The organism is Alteribacter salitolerans (assembly GCF_016901055.1).
GTDB lineage: Bacteria > Bacillota > Bacilli > Bacillales > Salisediminibacteriaceae > Alteribacter > Alteribacter keqinensis.
Genome location: NZ_JAFEUX010000009.1, coordinates 103,562 through 129,044, shown reverse-complemented (window position 1 = coordinate 129,044; position 25,483 = coordinate 103,562). Strand labels below are relative to the sequence as shown.

The following is a 25,483-nucleotide window of genomic DNA, read 5'->3' as shown; positions in this document are numbered from 1 at the left end:
GCAGGTGAAGGTGAAACTGTGAAGGGAAAGCAACTTTCTTTGCGGACGGTGATGATCATGCTGGTTGTCGCTGTCGTCGGTGCCTCGTTGCTGATGACGGACGTGCTGATCAACCATGCTGTGGGGAATAATATTTTGGAAGAACAGGAAGGTAAGGGACAGACGTTTGCCAAGCTTATTGCGAAGGAGGAGCGGGTCATAGCGGGGCTGGAGGCTAATGATGCCGCATCTGTGCAGGAGTATGCGGAGAGGGTGCGGGAAACATCAGGCCTTTTGTTTGTTGTTGTGATGGACATGAATGCGGTGCGCTATTCACATCCGGACGAGAGTTTAATTGGGGAGCGGTTCATAGGGGAAGATGAAGGGCCTGCTCTGAACGGAGAAACGTATAGTTCCGTGGCAGAAGGAACACTTTCTCAGTCTCTACGTTCGTTTGCTCCGGTTTATAGTAGAGATGGAGAGCAGATAGGAGCAGTCGCCGTGGGAGATTCGATTGAATCAATCGATGAGCTGCTATCGGATAATCACGGAATTATTCTCACGAGTTCCCTTTTTGGCCTAACGATCGGCATAACAGGCGCAGTGCTGATTGCCGCTTATGTCCGAAGAATCCTGCACGGACAGGAGCCGCGGAATATCGCTAGAACGTTTGAGGAGCGGAACCGGATGCTCCAATCCGTCCGGGAAGGCATTATTGCGGTTGATCAGGAGGGGGTGGTGACGCTTGTCAATGAGTCTGGGAGAAGGCTGCTTGAGGGTGCAGGATTGGATCAGGATCCGGTTGGCATAAAAGCGGTAGATTTTCTGCCGGAGACGGGGCTGCACCGGGTGCTGGAGACTGGAGAGGCGGAGCTGGACGAAGAACTGCGCCTGGAACGAATGACACTGCTGATTAACAGGGTGCCCCTGACTGTCGGTGAAGAAGTTGTCGGTGCCATCTCAACCTTCCGAGATAAAACGGAAATCAACGCGCTCGCTGAGCAGCTGACCGGCGTAAAGGTTTATAGTGAAGCGCTCCGTGCACAGTCGCACGAAATGAAAAATAAGCTGCACGTGATTTTGGGAATGCTTCACACAGAAGCATATGAGGAGCTGCAGGATTATATCCATGAGCTGACCGAGCTCGAATCCCCGGCTACTCATACCGCGCTGAAACAGTTTGCTGATCCGGTCCTCAGTGGATTCATGCATGGGAAGCTCAGCTATACCCGTGAAAAGCAGGTTCAGATGGAAGTAGTCTGCCCTTCTGTTATACCTGCCCCTGTTGATCCACAGATGAATCATCACTTAATTACAATTGCCGGTAACCTCATCGATAATGCCGTAGAAGCGGTACAGCAGCAGGAAACCAGAATGATTCGAGTAATGTTTCGCATTAAGGAAAAAGAACTGCTCCTTGAGGTGGGGGATAACGGATCGGGGCTGAGCGAGGAAGACCAGGAGAAGCTGTTTATGAAAGGGTATTCTACAAAGGGCGGTGACCGGGGATACGGCCTTTACCTTGTCTGGTCGACGGTTCAAGACTGCTCCGGGACGATTTCCATTGATACACTCAGAGGGCATGGGACGACTGTTATCGTCACCTTGCCTTATGAAAGTCAGGAGGAAAAGCGATGATTAACGTGCTTATTCTGGATGATGATCCAATGGTCGCAAAGTGGAACAATTCCTATGTAGGTAAGCTGGAAGGCTTTCGTGCCGCCGGAACTGCACATACTTATGAGGAAGCGAAAAGACAGCTGAATGATAAACGGATAGACCTGCTTCTGCTGGATATCTACATCGGGGCTGATAACGGGTTGGAACTGCTTCAGGAGCTTCGTGCTGAAAGCTTATGGGAAGGGGATGTCATCCTCATTACGGCAGCGTCGGATGCCGGATCAGTCAAAAAAGCTATGCGGTACGGCGCAGTGGATTACATCATGAAGCCGTTTGATTTTGAACGGTTCCAGGAAGCGATGATGAAATATCGCAGCAGGAGGAAGCTATTCGAAGAGCATACCGTTCTGGATCAGCAGAAGCTGGATGAGCAGTGGTTTCCCAAGGGCGAAACAAAGGTGGACGAGCTTCCGAAGGGGCTCTCCGATAATACGTTTCTTACAGTAATTGATGGGATTATAAAAGTCGGAAAGCCGGCATTTTCCACGGAGGATGTTGCTGCCGGCACGGGCATTTCCCGCGTGACAGTACGGAAATACCTGAAGTATATGGCGGAAACAGGGATGGCTGGGGAACGATTGATCTACGGTACGGTCGGTCGCCCGCAGCATTTGTTTCTGCTTGATGACGAACAGCAGAAGAAGCTCCTGGAACGAGTAAAAGAATAAAGCAAGCGGGCTGACCGATGGACGGTCAGCTTTTTTTATTTACAAAATGAATTGTTAATTTACTCAATCTAGGATTCTGCGAAAAAATAGCTTACGCTAAAACAACACTTAAAATGAAAGCGTTTTCCTGGGAGGGAGGAATTTGACAATTAAAAGATATAAAAGCGAAGCAGTAGAATTACACAAACGATTAAAAGGAAAATAGAAATGACAAACAGGGCGTCTGTAAAGAGCGCGGAGGAGTTAAGCCTCGCAGGTGCGGCTTATGGAAGACCGTACGATCGGCTTTACACTGGCGCATCCCGTAAATTTAACCAAACGATACACTTCGGGCCGGAGCAGAGCTATGGGCAGATCGGGTTTCCAAATCAAATCAACAACCTACTCGACATTTCCGAATTTTCCTTTGGGTTTTGAACGGCTGGTCAGAAGATATTACTGAGGCACGGATTGTGGCTAAAGCATTGGAAACGCAGCAGAGAAACAGAAGGGAGCAAAACAGCATGGAAGCACTTGAACGTACAGTTAAAAAGCAGTCTTTGCAAACATTACCTGAGGAGTCAAAGCAAAAGAGAAAGGTTTCTGTTTTTCATATTCCATTGCCGGTATTTGCGGTTGTACTATTATTGACGCTTGCGGCGGTCTTCACGGAGACGCTGCCGGCGGGGATGATCGGAAGCCTGCTTATCATGATGGTTATCGGGGAAGCGTTCGGCTGGATTGGCGACCGCACCCCAATCGTAAAAAGCTATCTCGGCGGCGGTGCGATCGTGGCGATCTTTGGATCGGCCTACCTTGTGTACAGCGGCATTTTGCCGGACACGATGGTGACACAGGTTGACGAGTTCATGACAACAGGCGGGTTCCTGGACTTCTACATTGCAGCACTCATCACAGGCAGTATTCTCGGCATGAATTCGCAAATGCTCGTTAAAATCGGCTTACGTTATTTTGCACCTATTTTCGGGGCGATTGCCGGGGCAGTTCTGTTCGCAGCGATTATCGGGCAGATAGTCGGATTTACGCTTCAGGATGCGGTTCTCGTTATTACATTGCCGATCATGGGCGGCGGTATGGGTGCCGGAGCTGTTCCAATGGCTCAGGTTTATTCCGAATTCCTGGGTCAGCCGGCGAGCTACTATATCTCGATTCTTGTTCCGGCTCTGGCTCTTGGTAACGTATTTGCCATTGTGATGGCAAGCATGCTCCATAAGCTCGGCCAACGTGTTCCAACTCTCACCGGTAACGGTAAACTCATGGATGGTTTTGAAGAAACAAAAACGACGACGACATTCGACCTGAAAAAGCTCGGTGTCGGTGTCCTGGCAGCTATGCTTTTTTTCACCGTCGGCCAGTTGCTTGGAGTTATTCTGCCGATTCATCCATATGCCATCATGATCCTGCTGGTAGCAGCAGTCAAAATCATGAACCTGCTTCCTTCCACAATTGTGGAGGGAGCAAGCCAGTGGTATCAATTTGTAGCTAAAGCTTTCACCCTTGCCCTGCTTTTCGGTATCGGGGTTGCGTATACAGATCTTGGGGCCGTCTTGAATGCCTTGACGCTGCAATACGTGCTGATTGTCTTCGGTGTTGTAGGCGGAGCGATGCTTGGAGCCGGTATTATCGGACGACTCGTTGGCTTCTACCCGATTGAATCCAGCATCACTGCAGGTCTCTGCATGGCTAATATGGGTGGAACAGGCGACGTTGCGGTGCTCTCTGCTGCGAAACGTATGCAGTTGATGCCGTTCGCACAGATTGCCTCCCGTCTTGGAGGCGCCGTCATTCTTCTGCTGGCAGGCTTGTTGATGAGCTTTTTCTGATGAAGTGGTACAGTAAAGCTGCCATTATGAGGATATCTCATGTTAACAGCCTCCACTATATTTGAACAGTAAAATTAAAAAATCAGAAGGCAGAAGCGGCGGCGCTTCTGCCTTCATTACGTTATTGTAAAACACAGGCTGCCTGTCAGGAAACAGCGACGAATAAAAAGTGGTACTATAATCAAGTTAGAGGAATAGTGGAGAATAGACTAAATGTTGAAACGGTAGTAGCGGAAAAGAAATTAATAGACAATGAGCAATTTAAAACTGAAGAGCAAAGAAATGAAGGAGGAAGTCTATAAATTTGTGGAGAACTTACATATGACAGTTCATATCAAACGGGTGGAAAAGCTGATTGAAAAGACGTATGATGATTACAGGCATTATCTGAATGAAGCAGATATTGATAACATTGAAGACAAGAGACTTTCTTCCTTAATCGATAACCGCATATGACAGAAAAAAGAATAAAAGGTACTGTAAGTGGAACCTCATCGTAACGAACGTATTCTCATATGAGTGATATAAAAAGTTAAACCTAAAATATGAACGTTAGTGCTGATAGATAACAGCTAGAAAAACGTTGGATGAAAGAAAGTTATTTAACATCTTTGCTTCCGTGTCTCTGGCGGCTATGCTTGTGACGGTCATCTTTTACCGGTACTTTTTTAATAAGGACATGCAGTTAATCGGAATTGTGAATGAAAAGAAAGAATAAAAAGGAGCTATTTGTAAATGTGGAATAATAAATTAGTTATTTTTTTACCGCTGACTGTCATGATTGTATTATTTGCGTTTGGTTACTATTCAATCATGGGTGCAGATGAGGTTACTAATGAAGACCTTGATGCAAGAACGGAATTGTACCTGGATATAGATGACACAGAAAACAGGGTAACTGCAGGCTGGAACTGGGAAACCATGCCGGGTGATGGTGTGATCGGCACTGATTATATCGAAATTATTCTTTACGACGAAGATAACAATCCTGTCGGTGTGGATGTGAACGAAGCGGAACTGCAGCTTCTGCAGGGAGCTGATGAGATTTATTCAATTGACGAGATTAAGGAAAGTACAGAAGGGATTTTGTTCTCCTTTCCAAATATGATGGAAGACAATCTGACCTATGGTAACAGCGGCTCCATAAACATGACCTTTGATGCTGAAGAAGATGTTGCATACGGAGAGGTAAGGTACGCCCATACATGGACCCATGGGAGTTCGCTCGAATCCGGGACTCTGGCACCGGGGGATGTTTCATTCTCCAATGGAACACAATACTGGGTCTTAACAAGAACCTCACTTGAAACTGCGGGGGAATAATCTTGTGATCCGGGGAATGTCGTTTCAAAAGGGCGTCATGTTTATGGGGAAGCGTTATATCGCCTGTTCTTATGAAAAAGACGGAAGAATCCGTACCTGGGTAAAGCCGGTAAATGGGAAATCAATGTCCGCAGCAGGGAAGTTGGTTTTTCTCTCCATGCCTCTCTGGTATCATATCATTCTCGGTTTGCTTGTTTTATTTACATTAGGACCGCCAGTCATAGAAGCAGCAGGGGGGCCTGGCACAGACGGACTGCCTCTCGCTGCCATTCTTTTGTTTCTGGCAGGCACACACTTTTACTTTCCCCGTGAACTTAGGAAGTATCACGGAGCGGAACATAAAGTCTTCAGTTACCGGGACAGGGTGAGCGCTCTTAATCGAAAACAGATTATGAAAGCTGAAATTACGAACAGACACTGTTCAACCAATGCCATTGTGATGTATTTCTTCATGTTTACACTGCTCTCAGCAAGTTTGGCTGTTATTGGCGGGATTGGGATTCACACCGTTATTAATGTATCAGCAGCAGGTGCCCTTATTTTAATGCCTGTTCTTACCTACTGGCTAAACAGAACAAAGGAAACGATGGTTCACCGTTTATTCTTCAGGATTTCGTTCTGGCTTCAGCGGTACGTTACCACAAAACAACCGGAGGAACATCATATAAACACTGCCATACGCTCTTACAGAAGACTGGTGTTTAAAGAGTTCCCTCAAAAGGTAAGGGAAAAGAGAAAGCCGAATAAAAAGGAGCGTATATCAATGGTAACTGCAGATGTCAGTGTTATTCCAGTAGGGAAAGCTACTACAAGTGAATCAGAACAAATTGCTGCTGTTCATGACCTTTTAAAAGAGTACGAAGGCAAGCTTACTTTTGAAGTGAACGCCGTGAGCACAGTGATTGAAGCCGAACTCTCTGTTCTCTTTGAAGTACTCCGGAAAATTCACGAACTGCCGTTTCATGACGGGGTTAAGAGAGTGGCAACAAACATTCGGATTGATGACCGCAGAGATAAGGAAGACTCCATGGAGGAAAAGAAAAAACGTGTTACTGAAAAAGCAAACAACTGATGATTAAGCAAAAGAGGATGCCCCGGGAAGGGACATCCTCTTTTACATCTAAAACACGTTTACATTGCTCCGCCGCCACCACGGACGATGTAGGAAAAAATTGTCATTACAGAAAACCAGCCAAAAACTGCAACAGTAACCGCTGCGAATCCTACGGCAAAGAAGTTTTTGTTCTTTAATTCCCGGAATAAGCCGAGGGCTGACAAGATCGCTACTAATAAACAAATAATCCCAAAGGCCATACTTTCGCCTCCTAACGTATGTAAAGTCCTGCGAAAACCATTCAATAAATAGTCTTTCCTAAGTGCATTTTTATTTTACTTGTTTTTTCACTTTTTGTCGAGTCCTTGTCATCTTCTTTGGAAAAACCTTTTCATTTTAGTACAATAGGAGTTAAGAGATTGGCTTTGTTAAGTTAATTATAAAAATGTTAAAAATTCAAGATTAAGCATAGCCTGGATTAATGAGGAGGAGAAGAAAATGAAGATTATGCAGATGCCGCTTGGCCCCCTGCAGACTAACGGGTACCTTATACATAATGAAGACAATCGGGCAATTATGATAGACCCCGGTGGAGATGGATTTAAAGTGCTGGAGGTATTGAAAGAAAAAGGACTGACTCTGGAAGCCATTGTCCTTACACATGCGCACTTTGATCACATTGGTGGAATTAATGAGATTCGTGAGGAAGTAAATGTACCGGTATTCGTTCATGAAAAAGAAAAGGAATGGCTCACCGACCCATCCAAGAACGGATCAGGAAAGTTTCCGGGATTGGACCTTATCAGCGTTAATGGAGAAGTGGAGACAATCAGCGGTGAGGAAACGCTCAAAGCAGGACCGTTCATTTTTTCCATGCTGGAAACACCCGGCCATTCACCGGGAAGCGTATCCTTTTATATGCCCCGGGAGAATGTCATTTTCTCTGGAGACGTATTGTTTCAGGGAGGCGTCGGAAGAACTGATCTCCCCGGAGGGCATACAGACACATTGTTATCGTCCATTCATGAAAAGCTGCTGACACTGCCCGATGAAACGATTGTAGCCAATGGTCACGGACCAACGACGACAATTGGTGAAGAAAAAGAATCTAATCCGTTTTTGAACGGGTTTTAAATCTGCAAGAGAGCTGTCCCGGAAGGTGGAATCCCACTTTTCGGGGCATTTTTTAAGAGGTTTAAAGGCTAATGTTGATAATAATCCGTTTGATATTAAAGGATAAACCTGTTCTTCCTCGAACCTCTAACAGAAGGGAGGAGAAGGTAAATGAAGGAACGACTTATAGAATTAATTGAAAACAGCCCGGACAAACGGATCGATTATGATTCTTTCATGGAAACATGCCTGTATGAACCGAAAACGGGCTATTATACAAACGAAAAGAAGAAGCTTGGCGGAAATGGTGATTTTTTTACGAGTAATCATGTTCATCCGGTTTTTTCGTGGACGATCGGACTGTTTGTAACAGAAGTCCTGGAAAAGGAACAACTTCCTTTTGTTTTCACGGAATTTGGAGCCGGGGATGGTACGTTTGCTCTTCATTTTCTGGATTATATTAAACAAGCGTTTCCCGAGAATTATGAGAAAATGAACTATTTTATTGTTGAGGTCAGCGGCTACCACCGGAATGAAATAAATAAAAAGCTGAAGTTGCATAAAGCTGCTGTACATATTTTAAAATCAATGGATGAGTTGAAGGAACATAGCAATGAAGGAGAAGGAATCGTTTTTTCGAATGAGCTTTTAGATGCGCTTCCCGCTCATGTGATCGCTGTACGTGATAGTCAGCTTAAAGAAGTTTTTATTACGTTGCATGAGGGAGAACTTAAAGAATCCTTACATCTGTGTGAAAACGAAAAGGTCAGATCCTGGTATGAAACTTACGGACCGGATATTCCTGAAGGGCACAGGACCGAGGTGTGTCCAAGAATGAAACAATGGATGGAGGAAGTGGCCGCCTGGATAAAGAAAGGGGTGGTTATTACAATTGACTATGGCTATACAAATGAGGAAAAATGCGAACCTGTGTTAAGGGAAGGGTCTCTCAGGGGGTATAAAAAGCATATGCAGGAAAATGATCCTCTGGCCAATCCTGGAAGCATGGACCTCACCTCCCATGTGCAGTGGGATGCATACAGAGCCATAGCAGCTGATGCTGGTTGGAAGGAGCTCGTTCACGAAAATCAAGGGACATTTCTGATGAAAGCAGGTTTGTTTACTTTTTTAAAGGAAACAGCAGATGCCAACCCTTTTTCTGAACCTGCACGTCAGAACAGGGGAATTCGGTCTCTTGTTCAGCCGGGAGGTATCAGCGGGGCTTTTCAGGTGAACGTGCAGACGGTTGGGCTTAACAGCAGGCATAACTACTCCTATTTTGTCCGTGATCCCTACAAAATCTGAAGAAACCCCGGACAATTGTCCGGGGTTTCTTCAAAGACTATGTTACAGCCTAGTGACCTACTCCAGGTACCATGATAAACGTGGTATAGTAAGTGAAGCCTACGAAAAACAACGTTAAGTATGCGCCGAAGATGTAGATGTATGTGCGTTCAGTCAGGTTTAAGTAGCTGAGAGCCAAAAATACCCCAGTCTGACCGAAGAACAACATTGCCATTTCGTACATCCCACCAACCATAAAGAGAACGGCCATAATTCCAGTCCAGAAGCTGATTACACGGAACATGCGATCCATGATGCATCCCTCCTTTTATGTAGCTCGGAAACTTGCTTTGTTTTAGTATGCATTAATCAATACACTTTATTATAAAACGTAATTGTCCTTTTGTAAAACAAATCTGTGAGAAATCGAAAAGAAGCAGATTTTTGTCAAAATAAGCTGTATTTACGACTGAGCTTGAATAGAAATTGACGAACAGTGCAGAATAACTTTTTAGGAGAAATATTACTTTAGAAAAGGAATTTTGTTTATCCGGGTAGAAATTAAGGTAAAGGATAAATAAATGGTTTTTTACATTAACTATTTCGACAACAAAAATGGGAGGTTCCAGGTTATGAGTAAAATGGACACAAAAGATTTTATTATCGGTGCAATTGTAGGTGGCATTGTAGGAGCTTCAGCAGCGATGCTGACAGCACCTAAATCAGGAAGAGAATTGCGTGAGGATATCAATAAACAGGCTAATTCTGCGAAGGATAAGACGCTTGAATTTACAAACGCAGCTAAAGAAAGAGGTAATGAGTACTCTCAGCTTGCCAAGGAAAAGTCCGGTGAGTGGACTGAAGCAGCAAAAGAGCAGTGGAGCCGTGTTTCAGATAAAACATCCCGTTTATCAGACAAGGCAGCTGATCTGAGCGAAGATTTATCTGCGGATGTAAAAGATATACTGGAAGAAGAAAAAGGTGAAGGGCAGAAACTTGCTCAGCAGGTCATTCAGGAAATTGAAGAAACACGCGAAAAGCTGCAGGAAGATGCAGCCGAACTTAAAAAATAATCAAAAAAGCAATCCCGTGCTTCCGGCAGGGATTGCTTTTCTTATACAACAAAAGTAGAAAAAAGTTTTTGAAGTAAGCCTGAATGATGAAAAAAAAGAGGACGGTTCAAAGGCATTGTGCCTTATGAAACGCCCTCTTTTTATGTATGGTTGGGATGGCAGGGATCGAACCTACGATCACGGAGTCAAAGTCCATTGCCTTACCACTTGGCTACACCCCATCGCTCTACAAAATATAGGATGGCACTTTCAAAAAAAAATATGCACCAGGAAAGAAAAAAAGAAGGGAAATGGAAAAATGTGTAGAATAATGTATATCGAAACGAGTAAATACGAAAGGCTGGTGATGCCGATGGATGTTGAGCAATGGGCTAAAAAACTTCTTATGGATGCGGCAAGAAAGCAGGCATCGGATGTTCATATTCTCCCCACTCATCAAAAGGGTCTGATCAGGTACCGGATAAACGGTGAACTGATGGATATCCACGAAACAAGTTCTATCCTTCTTCAGAAAATGATTGCTCATCTCAAATTTTTATCCGGTATGGACATAGGAGAAAGAAGGCGGCCACAAACCAGTGCGCTGGAAATGTTTCTGGGAAAACACCTGTACTCCCTGCGCTTATCAACATTTCCAATGACTTTTTCCGAAACCCTCGTAATCAGGCTTCTTCGCCAGGGCAGTCCTCCCCCGTTAAAAAATCTTACACTTTTCCACTCCCAAGCACAAAAACTTCTCAACTTCAGTTTTTCCAATCATGGTCTTATCCTTATTTGCGGTCCTACAGGATCAGGTAAAACAACCACACTATACTCGTTAATGAACGAGAGTATCTTTGCAGAAAAGCGAAACGTCATATCACTGGAAGATCCTGTGGAGAGAAGGCACGATGAATTTTTACAGATGGAAGTCAATGAAAAGGCCGGGGTCAATTATGCAGAGGGGCTGAGAAATGTGCTGCGCCACGACCCTGATGTCATTATGATCGGTGAAATCCGGGACGAAGAAACTGCAAGGATGGCATTTCGGGCAGCCATGACCGGTCATCTTGTTCTATCCACACTGCATTCCTCTACAACAGCTATGGCAGTCAGGCGTCTTGAAGAGTTCGGTATGTCGAGAACTGAGATATCGGAAACGCTCCTTTTGGCAGCAACTCAGACATTGGTCAGGTTATCGTGTCCCTACTGTAAGGAAGAGTGTCACATATCCTGCTCTGTTTCACGGAAAAGAGCTGCGATTTTTGATATCCTCTATGGTCATGATCTTCAAGGTGTCATCAACAGAACGATCCCCCCGGGTTCAAAGATGGAAGATCACATGAAAAAGGCATACTCTCTCGGATATTTGTCCGGTTTTGAAATTAAAAAATGGGAGAGGCGGTCATATGTTAAAGCGTAAAAGCGGACCATTTAAGAATGACCTGGAGAAAGGAGAGTGGTTAAAGGAGCTAGCCGTATTAACGAAAGAAGGATACCCCATCAAGGAAGGACTCATTATCCTTGAACGGTATTATGATAGCAGGACAAGCGAAATGATCCGTGCGGTATCAGAGGCTTTGCGTCAGGGAGAATATTTTTCCGACGTCCTTACTGAATACGGGTTTTCAAAAGAAATCACAAACCACCTTCTTATGATGGAAAAGTACGGAAATTTTCACAAAGGGCTAATGATATCCGCTGATCTCTGTGCTGCCAAATATCAATTAACTCAAAATGCAAAAAAACTCCTTCAATACCCCCTAACGATGCTGTTTGCTTTAATTGTACTGGTATCTGTTGTACTCCGGTCGATCCTTCCTCAATTTGAACTGTTCTTTCTCCAGATGGATCAGGAACTTCCCATGATCACTAAATTTCTTTTTACTCTTCTTCAATTTTTTGATCTTCCTTTGCTTATAACAGGGTGTGCCATACTGCTTACAGTTCTCTGGCTTCTCAAATCCTGGCCGCCTCATCGGAAAATCCGGATTTTGCTGTGCCTCCCTTTTATAAGAACCTACACAAGATCGTTCCTGACATATTTCCTTGTGACCCAGCTTTCACCTATGTTAAACAGCGGATTGTCATTGAATCAAAGCCTGGTTATGTTGTCTAAGGACAGCCAGTTACTTTTTTACAGAGAGGAAGCCAAACGGATAAAGCACGATATTCAAAAGGGAGAGCTAATGTCGCGTGTGATTAACACCCATTTCCATTACGAAGAACAGCTTGAAACAGTCATTGCTCTGGGAGAAGCAAAAGGAAGAATAGGTGAAGAATTGGAACGATACGGCTCCTTCTTATTTACCCGTATCACATTAAAATTGGAGGGAGCTATCAGAAAGGTGCAGCCGGTTTTATATATTGTTATTGGTCTGTTTGTTCTTGTTTTATTTTTATCGTTAATGCTCCCGGTATTTCAAATGACTACTACATGGTAAAAGTGTGATTGTTAAGGAGGTGAGGATGAGGTTTTAATGATGGACAAAAATTGAAAAGAGGTGCAGGAATGTTAATGAGGCAAGAGGGTTTTACATTAATTGAAATGGTGATTGTTTTAATGATCATCAGTATTCTACTCCTGATTGCAGTACCGGGTCTCGGAAAAAACACAGAAGTGGCGAATGATAAAGGGTGCGATGCGACCATTGAAATGCTTCAGGCTCAGGCTCTGGCATATAAGGCGCATCATAATAAGCCGGTGGAAAACCTTGAGAAGTTGAAAACTGAAGAGTACGTCACCCGGATTACGTGCCCTGACAATTCAGAATTAACAATTGATAACAAAGGCAAAGTGAGTAAAGTTGGCGGGGAATAGAGGGCATACCCTAATTGAACTTGCTGTAGTTCTGTCCATTCTTTCCTCTTTACTTCTTATTACACTGCCATTATTTAAACAGCCGGAAACCGGGGAAGCGGACTTATTTTTTGAGCTCCTGGAAAAAGACTTTTACTTTGCACAAATGAAAGCTGTAAATGAAGGGAGGACGGTTCATTTTGTTTTTGACAGTGTAGATAATAAATATGTGATTATGCAGGGAAGATCAGAATTACAGGTGCGGTATTTTCCTGAAAAATTAAGCGTTGCAGGCACGTCCATGGGTCTGTCCAATCCACAGTTTCTCCAAAATGGAAACGTGAGCCGCTCCGGCACACTTACATTTAATTATAATAATAAAAACCTCTACCGCATCGTTTTTGTCTTTATCAGGGGGCGTTTTTATATTGAAAAAGTGTAGCGGGTTTACACTGGTTGAAATTGTGATCAGCTTGTTTCTAATATCATTGATTGCAGGAACGATGCTGCCGGTTTATATTCAGATAAAAGAAGAGAGGGTCTGGCTGGAGCAGGAGCGGTTTGTTCACGGAAAACTGACTGATCTTATTCTGGCGTACTACTATGATGAGCCTGAACTTCCCGATTCTGTTGAGCGAAATGGAACCGTGTTTTTTGTCAGAGCAAAACACCTTGAAAAAAGTGAACTGGAGGTTTGTATCCATTGGCAGTATAAAACGAAAACAAGGGAAAAGTGTTTATACAAAATCGAATGAACAAGCTTTTACTCTGATTGAATTGGTTGTCTCCCTGTCGGTTTTTATGATTATCACCGCTGTTCTTCTATCTCTTTACCCCGTTTTTCTTACCAAGCAAAGTTCCCCTTATACCGATGAACCGGTCATGCTGTTTATGTTTCAATTTCAAAAAGCATTGAGATCTGCAGAACAATACTGGACGGACAGTGACGGCAGGAGACTGGTGATGGAAATGGCAGTCGATGGCACGGTTCAGACTGAAACGTTTATTGTTCATAACAACAGGATTGTAAGGCAGGTGGAAGGAAGAGGGTATGATGTATACCTGGAAGAGGTTACCTCTGCGTCTTTTACGATCGTAAATCAAGGCGTCGTCATTTCCGTTAGACGAACGGACGGCCGTGAGTATGAAAGAAGGCTCGGTTCTATCACAGGAACAGGTGATGATGATGAAGAATGACAAGGGGTTTGTCATGCTTACAGCTGTTTTTATTCTCCTTGTCTTCAGTGGCTTAATACTGCATCAAGTCACCATTCTCAAGTCAGAACAGTCCTTTACAGCTATGCATTGGGAATTGATTCAAATGGATAATCTGCTGCTTACGGGCAAAGAGTTTGTGTCTGCGTTGATTCTAGAAGATGATGGTGATAAGTTACAATTAGGAACAAAAGCTACCGGTGACGGGATCATACGCTATGAGGTGACTTTGATTTCTGATGACATCCATTTCATTCGATTGAAGGTGGAAACACATTCAGGGGCAATGCGGGAAGGAACGTTCTATCTGAATGTTACAACCGGCGCAGTGACGGATTGGGAAGAAGGAGGAGTGCTTGGATAATGAAAACAAGTAAAAAGACGATTTATCTGACCGGCTTTATGGGTGCGGGGAAATCGACGGTGGGAAAGCTGCTTGCTCAGAAGCTTGGACTTGGCTTTATTGATCTTGATGACTATATCGAAGAAAAAAGTGGCAAAACCATACCTGAAATATTTACAGACTCTGGAGAGGCATGCTTCAGAAATCTCGAGTCAGAGGCTCTCCGGGAGGTTTCTGTTAAAACGGCCGTGATCTCTACCGGGGGAGGGGTGACAGAGAAGGAAGAAAACCGCAAGTTGATGAAAAGAACCGGTACAGTCTTCTTTCTTGATGCCCCTTTTTATGTGTTATACGAACGGATAAGAGACGACAAAAACCGCCCTTTAGCCAGAGGGGAAAAAGAGGTGTTAAGGGAACGGTATGAAAATAGAAGACCTGGTTATGAGTGGGCTGCACTCACTCTTGATACAAAAGGGTGTTCACCCTATGAAGTCGTTCAAAAGGCCCTTCAGCACTTTGATGAATAGTTCATCACGATTCAGGTTACAATGGAGAAGAGTAATCTGAGAAGGTGACAAAATGAAAACAAATGACTATGTGAAATTTGTAACCCAGCAGGTTGTTGAGTATGCGGATCAGCCTAAAAGTGAAAGAATAAAGAAACGGCAGGAGAAAAAGGAAGCTCGTCCTCCCGCTATGCATCGCTGGTTCGGACTTGTACCATTTGCTTTTTTGCTCGTTTATAAAAAGAATAGAAACAGACTGCTGAAACAAAAATAATCAACCCCCGGTGCCAATCTTACGCACCGGGGTATTTTTTACTTCTATGATCAGGCTTTTATTATCTTCTGTAAGGAAGAATGACCCTCCTGATGTTAAGTGGGTGCTGGTGTAAATAAAACAGACCTCCATTTATAATCGACATGTTGATTTTCGGCTCATACTGATTTCTGATAGCTTCTTTTTCATTTTCATACGTTTCAGGCACTGTTTCTGACTGCTCATAAAAGGTGTCCAGTAAACGTAGGTCTGCCTCCATTTTGTTAACAGCATCATGTGCCCATGCATGATCTTCTGTTTTAAGTTCATCCTCAAGGTACTGACGGATTCTGTTCATCCCGCTGGCAGGCTTAATCAGAGGGGAGACGGTAAAACAGTAATCGGGAATAACAGGCTCTAAAGGACAGTCGAGCATTTGATCACAAAAACCATCTACCATTTCTCCATTCACTAAATTAAGGCCCAGGGAAACCAACCGGTCTTTCTTTTTTTCGGCCTCATAAGAGATTTTTACATTTACATTCAGCCAGGGTAAAAGAGAGAGCGAGCCGCCGGTAAGACTTGTCCGGGCAACTTTTTCATACATTTTAACATGGGAGCCCAGTTCTTTTGCCAGCCGGAAAACCTGGTGAAGTCTGGGTGCACCGAAGTGAATCCGTTCCCCTTTGAGGTCTTCGGGTGCTTTCGTCTCATCCGTAATGAGTGTGAGCTTCATAGGATTTGGTACACCGCCGATTTTCTCAAGATAATGCCAGTAAAAGGGGCGGTTCATCAAATTCTTATCCATGTCAATACTCAGCTGTATATGAAGGTGGCCGTCGCTTTGTTCAATGACAGGACTGTCATTTTCCTTGAAAAATGTCTTAAGGTAATTATGCACGTCCGTTTGCAGCATACTGTTCATCCTCCTCTCCGGAATCAATACAAGCAGTGAGATTGTCGAGCTTAATTCTGATTTCACCATCTGATTCCGAGTGGTTCAGAATGTTTGATATATGAGCTTCAAGCTCTTCTTCTCTCATCTTTTCCAGGATATCGTCAAGCTTTCCGATGACTTCTTCAAACAGCCCGATTTTTTTGTACAAGGTTTTCAGTATATGATCTTCTACGGTATTCAGTACGGCAAAGTTATAAATGTGCACGTCATGCTCCTGGCCGAGCCGGTGAATCCGTCCGATCCGCTGCTCAATACGCATCGGATTCCAGGGAAGGTCATAGTTGATCATGTGATGGCAGAACTGAAGGTTGATTCCTTCTCCTCCTGCTTCCGTTGCAATAAGCACCTGCGCTCTGTCTTTAAAGAGCTGTTTCATCCAGTCCTTTTTGCTGCGCTTAAAGCCACCGCGGAAAGGAACGGCCTTAATGCCGTGCTGGGCAAAGTACCACTGAAGGTAAAGCTGGGTTGCACGGTATTCTGTAAAGATAATCACTTTATCGTCAATGGACTGAATTAATTCAAGCGCTTTTTCTGCTTTCGCATGACGTGTAATTTTCTCTACAATCCCCATGATTCTCTCCAGCTCTGCTTTGAGGGAAGGTGCCATTTCTTCCTGGCTTAAAAGACCTTTCAGTGTCATATAAACAGCCTCCCGGCTTGAACAGCACTCCCGCTGTAACGTAAGAACAGTAAAGGGAAACAGGCTCCACTGATATTGATTTCCCCAGCGGTTTTTAAGAGCTGAAACGTGATCATAAAGCTGCTTTTCTTCGTCTGAGAAATCAATTTCCACCGTTTTTACGATCCGCTTCGGCCAGTCCATATCAGAGTCAGAGCGGCGGTTTCTGATCATTACCTTCTGTACAATCTGTCGTAATTCCTCATGCTGATCGGCATCTTTAAATTCTTTCGTAAAGGCTTCTTCATTTCCCAGGTGTCCCGGCTTTAAAATTGAGATGAGGTGGAATACTTCACTGAGTTTGTTTTGTACTGGTGTAGCTGTAAGCAGCAGACAAAACTTCTTTTTTAACTGGCGGACAAATTGATAGTTTTTTGTATTCTTGTTTTTAAGTTTATGGGCCTCATCGATAATGATCATGTCATATTTCTGTTCAAAAATAGTAGAACGATGTGGATCCCGCTTTGCTGTATCAATGGAGCTTACGATCACGTCACACCTGTCCCAGACATAATGTTTGCGCTGCTCCACGGCGGGAATAAAAAATTTCTCATTAAGTTCACGGCACCATTGAGTGACCAGGGATGCAGGAACAAGGATGAGTACTTTTTTCACAAGGCCGCGAATCATATATTCTTTTAGAATCAGCCCTGCTTCAATGGTTTTACCAAGCCCTACTTCATCAGCAAGGATGGCTTTTCCGTTCATTTCTGTCAGTACCCGCTCTGCTGCTTCCATCTGGTGGGGAAAGATGGTCAGGTGCGGCAGGTGTGATGGTGCACGGAGTCCGTCAAAGTTATCTATAATCAGCTCCTTTTCAGCTTCAATTGCCATCTTATACATCTGCCAGTTCGCCCATGGTCCGTTTTGTTCAACCCGTTCAAGAAATGAGGATGTCCATTCTTCATCAAAAATCAGTTCCGGAGTGTTCATATATAAAGCTCCTTTCATTACACTTATTGACATAGTTTAGGTTCATTGTGAATTAAAAAGGCTGCCCCAAAACACACTTTTTGGGAACTCTCAACCGCTCATCGCTGGTCTAATGCGCAGGAGTGCGGAGGAAGCCACGGAAAAAGTCTATTTTTTTTTAGATAGGCTCAGAGAAGGTAGGTGTTGATCCACGCTCATTGCACTTTCCACGGGCGGCTCGATCCTCAGCGCTTTGCGCTTACGGGGTCTCCCCGGAACTCGCACATCCCGAAGAAGTGTCGCACATTCGCTCCAATCAACACATTTTTATAACGACAATGACCTTTAGCACATCAAAAGATCAAAACTCACTTTATGTTGCAATCAGAGCCCTAAAGTGGTGACATCATAATCGGACTTTGATTTTTACAGTGGCCTCGCGGAGTACAAGGAGGCTCACCGGCGCTTCCATGGAAAGAGAGCGCAAAGGAGCGGAAATCAACATCCGATTTTAAAAGAGCCTTACTTAAAAAGTAGTGCTCCAATTTGAAATTGTCTAACGATGTTATTGCCAATCAAATTAAGAAAGTGATACCATAGAGGTGCAAAAGTTTTCATCAGTTTATATCTTTTCCAATTCCATAATTTCTATGAAAGAGAGTACTGTTCCTTTTCAAGTTTGGTCAATTACATATCAGGCGAATGAAAGCAAGGGGAGAGCTCGTATATAAGCGACGCCGAAGGAGCAAGCAGGGATCTGTGAATCTCTCAGGCAAACAGACTCTTGTTAGACGCAACTCTGGAAAGGGCCCGTAACAGACGGGACACCCATGGGGACACTTTCTTTATTCAGGGAAAGGAAACTCTCAGGTACATCAGACAGAGACCTCACCATATTAAAAGGGAGGTCTCTGTCTTTTTTGATGGGAAAAGGGAAGATAAGAAGAGCATAAAAGCAGCGGTGGAAGCGCTGTCTACTAACCGGAGGTGCGTGAAGCATGGGAAATAAAACACCGTTATACGATGTGTACAAAGATCAGGCGAAGACAATCGACTTTGGCGGCTGGGATTTACCGGTTCAATTTTCAAGCATTAAAGATGAGCATGAAGCTGTCCGGACGAAAGCTGGCCTTTTTGATGTCTCTCACATGGGAGAGATCGATGTGCAGGGAAACGGAGCTGAAGCTTTTCTTCAGAGTGTCTTTACAAATGACGTTGAAAAGCTGAAAACAGGGGGCTGCCAGTATTCAGCTATGTGCTATGAAAACGGCGGAACTGTTGACGATCTCGTTTACTATAAACGTGGAGAAGGAGATTACCTCCTCGTTGTGAATGCATCCAATATTGAAAAGGACTACAACTGGCTTGTCTCCCGTGCAGAAGGTTTTGAGAATGTAAATATAGTTAATGTCAGTGAAAACTATGCACAGATTGCTATTCAAGGTCCTCTTGCAGAGAAAGTTCTTCAAAAAGAAACAAATACAACTCTTTCTGACATTACATTTTTTAAATTCCGTGATGGCGTAAGTATCGGCGGTGTTGAAGCCCTTGTATCCAGAACGGGATATACCGGGGAAGACGGCTTTGAAATTTACTGTAAGCCTGAAGAAGCAGCCACTCTTTGGAACCTCCTGTTAGAAGCAGGGAAAGAAGAAGGCATCCAACCATGTGGACTGGGTTCACGCGACACACTGCGGTTTGAAGCGCGCCTTGCTCTTTACGGACAGGAACTGACAAAGGATATCACACCAGTTGAAGCAGGGATCGGTTTTGCTGTCAAAACCGACAAAGAAGCTGACTTTTTCGGGAAAGAAGTCCTGAAGGAACAAAAGGACAACGGGCCTTCACGAAAACTCGTTGGTCTTGAAATGATCGACAAAGGCATCCCGCGTACAGATTATGAAGTATTCAACAGTGACGGAGAAAAAATTGGCTTTGTAACGACAGGGACACAATCTCCGACACTGAAAAAAAATGTCGGGCTTGCCATCATAGATAAAGACTTCACTGCTATCGGAACAGAAGTGGAAGTTCAGGTTAGAAAACGTAGATTGAAAGCAGTAGTTGCAGCAACACCATTTTATAAAAAATCCAACTAGATCAAACAAACAGGAAGGGGAGAAAAAGGATGACATTTCGTTATTTACCGATGACTGAAAAAGATTTACAGGAAATGATGGGAACAATCGGAGTCAATTCAGTTGAAGAGCTGTTTAATGATATCCCTAAAGAGGTCCGCTACAACGGGGATCTGAAAATTGAGAAGGCCCTGGATGAAACCGCCATTGTTAAAGAAATGCAGCGTCTTGCAAACCGTAACTATAATTCAAAGGACTACCCGTCCTTTTTAGGAGCAGGCGTGTATGAACACTACATTCCATCCATCGTCAACCACGTAATCGGCCGCTCTGAATTCTACACGGCATATACACCTTACCAGCCGGAGATTTCCCAGGGTGAGCTTCAGGCAATTTTTGAATTTCAGACAATGATCGCAGAACTTACAGGTATGGACCTTGCTAACTCATCCATGTATGACGGCCCTACAGCTCTTGCTGAAGCAGGTATGATGAGTGCTGCTCACACAAAGAAGAAAAAGATCCTCGTATCTGAAACTGTACATCCGGAAGCCCGTGAAGTCCTGATTTCAAACGCGAAGGGGCAGGGAATTGAGGTCATTGAAGTTCGTGAAAAAGACGGTGTGACCGACCTGTCCCACCTGAAAGAACTTTACAATAAAGAAGTGGCAAGTGTCATTGTTCAGTATCCGAACTTTTTAGGTAATGTAGAAGATTTAAAAGCAATTGAAGAGGTTGCACATGAAGAAAAAGCGCTGTTTGTCGTCTCATCAAACCCGGTGAGCCTTGGTGTTCTTGAGCCGCCGGGAGCTTTTAATGCCGATGTGGTGGTAGGAGACGCTCAGCCATTTGGTATTCCGGCACAGCTTGGGGGACCTCACTGCGGGTACTTTGCAACCACAAAAAAGTTAATGAGAAAAGTCCCTGGACGTCTTGTAGGACAGACGACAGACGATAAAGGACAGCGAGGATTTGTATTGACCCTGCAGGCACGTGAGCAGCATATCCGTCGTGACAAAGCCACAAGTAACATCTGTTCCAATCAGGCTCTGAATGCCCTGGGTGCGAGTGTGGCCATGACAGCACTTGGAAAGAACGGTGTAAAAGAGATGGCTTATCAGAACATCCAAAAAGCTCATTATGCCAAGGAAAAGCTTATTGAAGCAGGTGTGGAAGTCGTCAACGGTACCCCATTTTTCAATGAGTTTTCAGTGAAACTTCTGAAGCCTGTGAGTGAAGTAAACGATGAATTACTAAATGCAGGGATGATCGGCGGATTTGATCTGTCACGTCATTATCCTGAAAAAGAGAATCAAATGCTACTTGCATTTACCGAGCTTCGAACAAAAGAAGAGATCGATCATTTAGCAACTGTATTGGGGGGAGCAAAATGAGCAGCGAAAACCAAGCATTAATTTTCGAACTAAGCCAGGAAGGCAGAATCGGACACAGTCTGCCGGAGATGGATATTCCCGAGAAAAGCCTGGATGAATTACTCCCGCAAGCCTATCAGCGCAAAGAAGAAGCGGAGCTGCCGGAAGTGTCCGAACTTCAGATTATGCGCCACTACACAGCGTTGTCTAAAAGGAATCACGGTGTTGACTCAGGTTTCTATCCATTGGGTTCGTGTACGATGAAATATAATCCGAAAATTAACGAAGATGTAGCCCGGTACCCCGGGTTTGCTCATATTCACCCGTACCAGCAAGAGAAAACCATTCAAGGTGCACTGGAACTTATGCATAAGCTGCAAACCTCTCTTGAGGAAATTACAGGAATGGACCAGGTTACTCTTCAGCCTGCTGCAGGAGCACACGGGGAATGGACCGGCCTCATGCTGATCCGTGCCTACCATGAAGCAAACGGAGACTTTAACCGTACAAAGGTGATTGTTCCTGACTCCGCTCATGGAACAAACCCTGCCTCTGCAGTGGTTGCAGGTTTTGATGCTGTGACCGTCCGTTCGAACGAGCGGGGTCTTGTGGATCTGGATCACCTCCGTGAAGTAGTGGGTGAAGATACAGCGGCATTAATGCTTACTAATCCGAACACCCTCGGATTATTTGAAGAAGAAATCGTGGAAATGGCCACCATCGTTCACGAAGCTGGAGGAAAACTCTACTATGATGGTGCCAACTCCAATGCAATTTTAGGAATTACACGACCGGGAGATATGGGATTTGACGTTGTTCATCTAAACTTGCATAAAACCTTTACAACGCCTCACGGAGGCGGTGGACCCGGTTCAGGTCCGGTTGGTGTGAAAAGTGACCTTGTTCCTTACCTTCCGACACCACTTATTGTTAAAGACGGAGATAAATATCGTTTTGAGTATAATGTTCCGGAATCAATCGGACGGGTGAAGCCTTATTATGGAAATTTTGGCATTAACGTACGTGCTTATACGTACATTCGTACAATGGGACCAGTCGGACTTCGCAATGTATCTGAGTATGCGGTACTGAATGCGAATTATATGTTCAGAAAGCTTGAGCCATACTTCGACGCTCCTTATCAGCAACATTGTAAGCATGAATTCGTATTATCCGGGCGCCGCCAGAAGAAACTTGGTGTTCGTACCCTTGATATGGCAAAACGTCTTCTTGATTTCGGGTATCATCCGCCTACAATCTACTTCCCTCTTAATGTGGAAGAATGCCTCATGATTGAGCCTACTGAAACAGAATCGAAGGAAACACTCGATGAGTTTATTGATGCAATGATTCAAATTGCAAAAGAAGCAGAAGAAAACCCTGAGATCGTTCAGGAAGCTCCTCATACAACCGTTATCGGCCGTATGGATGAAACAACAGCAGCGAGAAAGCCGGTATTAAGATATACCAAGGAATAGAACAGGGAAGCGCCTCTTATACGGGGCGTTTTTTTGTGTAAATGAGTATAACCTTACGTCAGTTCATAAAGCTCCGCTGAACGCCATCCACTCGCTTTCCGCGGCGGTGCCGGCGAGCCTCCTCGGGCACTGCCCTGCGGGGTCTCTCCTGGCCCCCATTGCCGCTGGAGTCTCGTTCCTGGCGTTCAGCTGCGCTTGACAAAAAAGGAACCAGCTCTTCTCATTTAAAAAAAGATTCACTGACTAAGAGGTATACTCATCTTGTGTAATGAGGTATCAGACGTCTGATAATTTTTATGGAGGCAAAGGGGATTAACAGTAACTAATAAGGCTGTTCCCGGCTTTGCTCTTGCGTGGTTGCGTCAGTCTTGCACTTTCTCACAAGTCTCACGTTTTCCGTTCAATTACGATGCGGTGTGAACTAGGATAACTCTGCCGAAAAAAGACCGCTTTTATATTTTGGTCTCCTATGGTGCGAATTTAATTATCATGGGTCTCTGACTTAAAGATCGTAGTTGAATTATTAAAAGGTTTTTTTCGTAAAGGTTGTTGCTTTAGCTGAAAAAGGTAATGAATCCGAAGTGCCTGCAATGAGCGGAACGGTTGCATGTTTTAAAAAGCCTGTTATGAGTGGTTTCTCGTAACAGGCGAGCAACCGAATGGAGCCATTGCCACTTAAATAAAAGGCACTGAAAAAGTTGTTTTTTACTTTTTTAGTGGCATCCTTTTAGCTGAAGGAGGCTTGCCGGCACCGCCACGGAAAGCGAAGGGCACGTAGGCTTCATATGCTTTTCCACTACTCTAAAGGAAGTGTAAATAGCAACAATTAATACGAAGATAGCCTTTGAAGAGGCTGATTCCAGTGAATGGAGGACATTATTTCGGGAACAATGAGCTCTTACTTTACGAATGAACTTCGAGTTGCTTCGGTGTAAAAAGCTACGAAGCATTATTGTCAGGAAAAGAAGCAGGGGTACTCCAGAGGCTTGCAACGAGGTTCACCGGTTCCCTGCGGAAAGGGAGTGCAGGGAGTGTAAATCAACACCTGACAAAAGCCACAAGAAAAAGAGACCGTTCATAGTGAACGATCTCCCTGCCGTTATTTTTTAATTTTCCCTGTCCATTTGCGGAATCCGCCTTTGAGCTGGACAATATCTTCGGCACCGCGTTTCTTTTTAAGAACTTTTGCAGCCTGAATGCAACGGGCCCCAGATTGGCAGTAAATATAAACCGGCTTATCCGGGCGGATTTCCGTCTGTCTCTGCCGCAACTGTGACAATGGAATGTTCCGGGCCCCCAGAATGTGTCCAGTGTTAAACTCTTTTTCTTCCCTGATGTCAATAAGCTGGGCTTTTCGATAGTCTTTCTTAAATTCTTCCGTCTCCAGTGATCTCAGGTATTTCGGCTTGATCACACGGGAAACGATAAAGAATATAAGAATTACAGTAGTAATAGCAAGAATCCATGGTGTCATCGTACGTATTCCACTCCTTCTAAATTGTCTCTGTTGAGCACTCCTCTAGTAATGATATATGGAAACAGCTTAAACTGCAATCGTATTAAACGAACCTTTTGTCATAAGAGGGAAAATTCGTTATGATAGACGGGACGTCATCAGCAAAGTGAGGAACTGATATGAAAGAAAAATGGTATTTTATCGATTCAGGGGATAAAAATCCTTATTATAATATGGCGCTGGACGAAAAGCTGATGGACTGGCATCGGGAAGGGAAGATTCCGCCTGCTGTTCGTTTCTATGGGTGGAATCCGGCGACATTGTCAGTAGGCTACTTCCAAAAAGCAAAAAAAGAGATTGATATGGATGCGGTAAATCGGCACGGGCTTGGTTTTGTAAGAAGACCCACAGGGGGAAGAGCGGTTTTGCATGAAGATGAGCTTACATACAGCGTCATTGTCAGTGAAGATCATCCACAAATGCCGGATACGGTAACGGAAGCATACCGGGTGATATCCCAGGGACTTCTTGAAGGGTTTCTTGAACTTGGACTTGATGCAGGATTCTCCATTCCTCGGACGGAAGAGGAGCGAAACAACCTGAAAAATCCACGGTCGGCTGTATGCTTTGATGCGTCATCATGGTACGAGCTCGTTGTGGAGGGAAGAAAAATTGCCGGCAGTGCCCAGACCCGTCAGAAAGGGGTTATTCTTCAGCACGGCTCAATCATCTTGTCATTGAATGAAGACAAGCTGTTTGATGTGTTCAACTACCCAAATGACCGGGTGAGGGAACGGATGCAGCGAAGCTTTAAGAACAAGGCGGTAGCCATAGAGGAACTGTTAGGTAAAAAAGTTCCTGTGGAAAAGGCAAAGAAAGTTTTTAAAGAAGGCTTTGAAAAAGGGTTGAACGTTCGTCTTGAGCATATTGTACTTTCTGATGAACAGGAAAAAGAAGTTCAGGTACTTGCTTACAGAAAGTACGGAACAGATGATTGGAACTATAAATCTTAATGTTTTGAACCTTGCACCTATGGTGTGAGGTTTTTTCAATTTATTAACTTAATTTGGACCCCTTCATTTATATTTTCAACAGGGAAAAAATGTGGTAACATTTCATCTTGCGCTGTTATTTAAGATGAGAAGAATTAAAGTCATTGAAGAAAAATGCAATCAACAAATTTAGTCGAAATCAGCGTTTTTCCGCAAAAGATGTCTGATTTACTCATTTATCCTCTGCCGAATGAGGAATTTTAAAGTTGACAAAAATGTTTTTCTTTACACAAAACGCAATATATAGTGTTTTTGATAAAATGTTTAACACAATATATTGATGGGTACAGAAAACTATGGTAAGCTGAAACAAGATTAATTACACCAAAGATTACCATCCGTCACCTATATATAGGTGGCGTTTGATCTTTGACAACCAGATATACGCATAAGAGTTTTATAAA

General features: G+C 44.0%; 28 protein-coding genes, 1 tRNA gene and 1 riboswitch. Of the genes, 23 read left to right on the top strand and 6 right to left on the bottom strand.

Annotated elements, in window-relative coordinates; translation table 11 throughout:
- Window positions 1-18: 18 nt before the first annotated feature.
- The 7 genes from dcuS to JSY36_RS16455 all read left to right on the top strand — a co-directional run bounded on the left by dcuS (window position 19) and on the right by JSY36_RS16455 (window position 6,545).
- The gene (dcuS, locus tag JSY36_RS16475; protein ID WP_205167175.1) at window positions 19-1,617 is read left to right on the top strand and encodes a DcuS/MalK family sensor histidine kinase; all 1,599 of its coding nucleotides are present in this window, start codon (window positions 19-21) and stop codon (window positions 1,615-1,617) included.
- The gene (locus JSY36_RS16470) at window positions 1,614-2,327 is read left to right on the top strand and encodes a response regulator (RefSeq protein WP_122896459.1); all 714 of its coding nucleotides are present in this window, start codon (window positions 1,614-1,616) and stop codon (window positions 2,325-2,327) included. Before dcuS ends, JSY36_RS16470 begins: the two co-directional genes overlap by 4 nt.
- 452 nt (window positions 2,328-2,779) lie before the next feature.
- The gene (locus tag JSY36_RS16465; protein ID WP_336511507.1) at window positions 2,780-4,150 is read left to right on the top strand and encodes a 2-hydroxycarboxylate transporter family protein; all 1,371 of its coding nucleotides are present in this window, start codon (window positions 2,780-2,782) and stop codon (window positions 4,148-4,150) included.
- Window positions 4,151-4,471: 321 nt separating this feature from the next.
- The gene (locus tag JSY36_RS20720; protein ID WP_272873313.1) at window positions 4,472-4,606 is read left to right on the top strand and encodes a hypothetical protein; all 135 of its coding nucleotides are present in this window, start codon (window positions 4,472-4,474) and stop codon (window positions 4,604-4,606) included.
- Window positions 4,607-4,733: 127 nt separating this feature from the next.
- A complete protein-coding gene (locus tag JSY36_RS20715) occupies window positions 4,734-4,868 on the top strand; it encodes a hypothetical protein (protein WP_272873312.1) in 135 nt (44 codons plus the stop codon).
- A gap of 17 nt (window positions 4,869-4,885) precedes the next feature.
- The gene (locus tag JSY36_RS16460) at window positions 4,886-5,473 is read left to right on the top strand and encodes a hypothetical protein (protein ID WP_205167174.1); all 588 of its coding nucleotides are present in this window, start codon (window positions 4,886-4,888) and stop codon (window positions 5,471-5,473) included.
- Window positions 5,474-5,489: 16 nt separating this feature from the next.
- Window positions 5,490-6,545, top strand: coding sequence for an MTH1187 family thiamine-binding protein (locus tag JSY36_RS16455; protein ID WP_272873315.1), 1,056 nt, complete (start codon window positions 5,490-5,492; stop codon window positions 6,543-6,545).
- A gap of 59 nt (window positions 6,546-6,604) precedes the next feature.
- Here the strand turns inward: JSY36_RS16455 and JSY36_RS16450 are convergent, their stop codons facing one another.
- Window positions 6,605-6,787 carry a DUF2759 domain-containing protein gene (locus JSY36_RS16450; protein WP_122896463.1) on the bottom strand — a complete coding sequence of 61 codons (183 nt, stop codon included), beginning with the start codon at window positions 6,785-6,787 and terminating at the stop codon, window positions 6,605-6,607.
- Between the two features lie 238 nt (window positions 6,788-7,025).
- Between JSY36_RS16450 and JSY36_RS16445 the strand changes: the two genes are divergently transcribed.
- Both JSY36_RS16445 and JSY36_RS16440 read left to right on the top strand, forming a co-directional pair.
- A complete protein-coding gene (locus JSY36_RS16445; RefSeq protein ID WP_122896464.1) occupies window positions 7,026-7,661 on the top strand; it encodes an MBL fold metallo-hydrolase in 636 nt (211 codons plus the stop codon).
- A gap of 150 nt (window positions 7,662-7,811) precedes the next feature.
- Window positions 7,812-8,945, top strand: coding sequence for a class I SAM-dependent methyltransferase (locus JSY36_RS16440; protein WP_205167172.1), 1,134 nt, complete (start codon window positions 7,812-7,814; stop codon window positions 8,943-8,945).
- Window positions 8,946-8,994: 49 nt separating this feature from the next.
- Here JSY36_RS16440 and JSY36_RS16435 read toward each other — a convergent pair whose 3' ends face one another.
- Window positions 8,995-9,237, bottom strand: a complete 243-nt coding sequence (locus JSY36_RS16435) for a DUF2626 domain-containing protein (RefSeq protein WP_122896466.1) — start codon at window positions 9,235-9,237, stop codon at window positions 8,995-8,997.
- A gap of 319 nt (window positions 9,238-9,556) precedes the next feature.
- Here JSY36_RS16435 and JSY36_RS16430 point away from each other — a divergent pair, with 319 nt between their 5' ends.
- Window positions 9,557-9,997, top strand: a complete 441-nt coding sequence (locus JSY36_RS16430) for a YtxH domain-containing protein (protein WP_122896467.1) — start codon at window positions 9,557-9,559, stop codon at window positions 9,995-9,997.
- Window positions 9,998-10,144: 147 nt separating this feature from the next.
- On the opposite strand, the gene JSY36_RS16425 is transcribed toward JSY36_RS16430, so the two are convergent.
- Window positions 10,145-10,218, bottom strand: a tRNA-Gln gene (locus JSY36_RS16425).
- Window positions 10,219-10,295: 77 nt separating this feature from the next.
- On the opposite strand from JSY36_RS16425, the gene comGA reads away from it, so the two are divergent.
- From comGA to JSY36_RS16380, 9 genes are all read left to right on the top strand, one after another.
- Window positions 10,296-11,399: a competence type IV pilus ATPase ComGA gene (comGA, locus tag JSY36_RS16420; protein ID WP_236785028.1), complete on the top strand. Its 1,104-nt coding sequence runs from the start codon at window positions 10,296-10,298 to the stop codon at window positions 11,397-11,399.
- Window positions 11,386-12,420: a competence type IV pilus assembly protein ComGB gene (comGB, locus tag JSY36_RS16415; protein WP_205167171.1), complete on the top strand. Its 1,035-nt coding sequence runs from the start codon at window positions 11,386-11,388 to the stop codon at window positions 12,418-12,420. Before comGA ends, comGB begins: the two co-directional genes overlap by 14 nt.
- A gap of 68 nt (window positions 12,421-12,488) precedes the next feature.
- Complete coding sequence (gene comGC, locus JSY36_RS16410) at window positions 12,489-12,797, top strand: competence type IV pilus major pilin ComGC (RefSeq protein WP_122896469.1); 309 nt, start codon at window positions 12,489-12,491, stop codon at window positions 12,795-12,797.
- Complete coding sequence (gene comGD / locus JSY36_RS16405) at window positions 12,784-13,218, top strand: competence type IV pilus minor pilin ComGD (RefSeq protein ID WP_122896470.1); 435 nt, start codon at window positions 12,784-12,786, stop codon at window positions 13,216-13,218. Before comGC ends, comGD begins: the two co-directional genes overlap by 14 nt.
- Window positions 13,205-13,531, top strand: coding sequence for a type II secretion system protein (locus JSY36_RS16400; protein ID WP_205167170.1), 327 nt, complete (start codon window positions 13,205-13,207; stop codon window positions 13,529-13,531). The genes comGD and JSY36_RS16400 overlap by 14 nt, the downstream gene beginning before the upstream one ends.
- Window positions 13,458-13,973, top strand: coding sequence for a competence type IV pilus minor pilin ComGF (locus JSY36_RS16395; protein ID WP_336511508.1), 516 nt, complete (start codon window positions 13,458-13,460; stop codon window positions 13,971-13,973). The genes JSY36_RS16400 and JSY36_RS16395 overlap by 74 nt, the downstream gene beginning before the upstream one ends.
- Complete coding sequence (gene comGG, locus JSY36_RS16390) at window positions 13,957-14,355, top strand: competence type IV pilus minor pilin ComGG (protein ID WP_205167168.1); 399 nt, start codon at window positions 13,957-13,959, stop codon at window positions 14,353-14,355. The genes JSY36_RS16395 and comGG overlap by 17 nt, the downstream gene beginning before the upstream one ends.
- Window positions 14,355-14,861 carry a shikimate kinase gene (locus tag JSY36_RS16385; RefSeq protein WP_205167167.1) on the top strand — a complete coding sequence of 169 codons (507 nt, stop codon included), beginning with the start codon at window positions 14,355-14,357 and terminating at the stop codon, window positions 14,859-14,861. Before comGG ends, JSY36_RS16385 begins: the two co-directional genes overlap by 1 nt.
- A 52-nt stretch (window positions 14,862-14,913) precedes the next feature.
- Window positions 14,914-15,114 (top strand): YqzE family protein, encoded by a 201-nt coding sequence (locus JSY36_RS16380; RefSeq protein ID WP_205167166.1) that lies wholly within the window; start codon window positions 14,914-14,916, stop codon window positions 15,112-15,114.
- A 61-nt stretch (window positions 15,115-15,175) separates the two neighbouring features.
- Here the strand turns inward: JSY36_RS16380 and JSY36_RS16375 are convergent, their stop codons facing one another.
- Entirely contained in the window at window positions 15,176-16,009 is an 834-nt protein-coding gene (locus JSY36_RS16375; protein ID WP_205167165.1) for a YqhG family protein, read from the bottom strand.
- Window positions 15,987-17,663, bottom strand: coding sequence for a DEAD/DEAH box helicase (locus JSY36_RS16370; protein ID WP_122896477.1), 1,677 nt, complete (start codon window positions 17,661-17,663; stop codon window positions 15,987-15,989). The genes JSY36_RS16375 and JSY36_RS16370 overlap by 23 nt, the downstream gene beginning before the upstream one ends.
- Window positions 17,664-18,344: 681 nt before the next feature.
- Window positions 18,345-18,436, top strand: a riboswitch (glycine riboswitch).
- 204 nt (window positions 18,437-18,640) lie between these two features.
- On the opposite strand from JSY36_RS16370, the gene gcvT reads away from it, so the two are divergent.
- From gcvT to gcvPB, 3 genes are read left to right on the top strand one after another with little or no spacing between them, the layout of a single operon-like run.
- Entirely contained in the window at window positions 18,641-19,741 is a 1,101-nt protein-coding gene (gcvT, locus tag JSY36_RS16365; protein WP_122896479.1) for a glycine cleavage system aminomethyltransferase GcvT, read from the top strand.
- A 29-nt stretch (window positions 19,742-19,770) separates the two neighbouring features.
- Window positions 19,771-21,114 (top strand): aminomethyl-transferring glycine dehydrogenase subunit GcvPA, encoded by a 1,344-nt coding sequence (gcvPA, locus tag JSY36_RS16360; RefSeq protein ID WP_205167164.1) that lies wholly within the window; start codon window positions 19,771-19,773, stop codon window positions 21,112-21,114.
- Complete coding sequence (gcvPB, locus tag JSY36_RS16355; RefSeq protein ID WP_122896481.1) at window positions 21,111-22,571, top strand: aminomethyl-transferring glycine dehydrogenase subunit GcvPB; 1,461 nt, start codon at window positions 21,111-21,113, stop codon at window positions 22,569-22,571. Before gcvPA ends, gcvPB begins: the two co-directional genes overlap by 4 nt.
- A 1,099-nt stretch (window positions 22,572-23,670) precedes the next feature.
- Here gcvPB and JSY36_RS16350 read toward each other — a convergent pair.
- Window positions 23,671-24,045 carry a rhodanese-like domain-containing protein gene (locus JSY36_RS16350; RefSeq protein WP_122896482.1) on the bottom strand — a complete coding sequence of 125 codons (375 nt, stop codon included), beginning with the start codon at window positions 24,043-24,045 and terminating at the stop codon, window positions 23,671-23,673.
- 161 nt (window positions 24,046-24,206) lie between these two features.
- Between JSY36_RS16350 and JSY36_RS16345 the strand changes: the two genes are divergently transcribed.
- On the top strand, window positions 24,207-25,040 hold the full coding sequence (locus JSY36_RS16345; RefSeq protein WP_205167163.1) for a lipoate--protein ligase family protein: 834 nt from the start codon (window positions 24,207-24,209) through the stop codon (window positions 25,038-25,040).
- Window positions 25,041-25,483 lie beyond the last annotated feature (443 nt).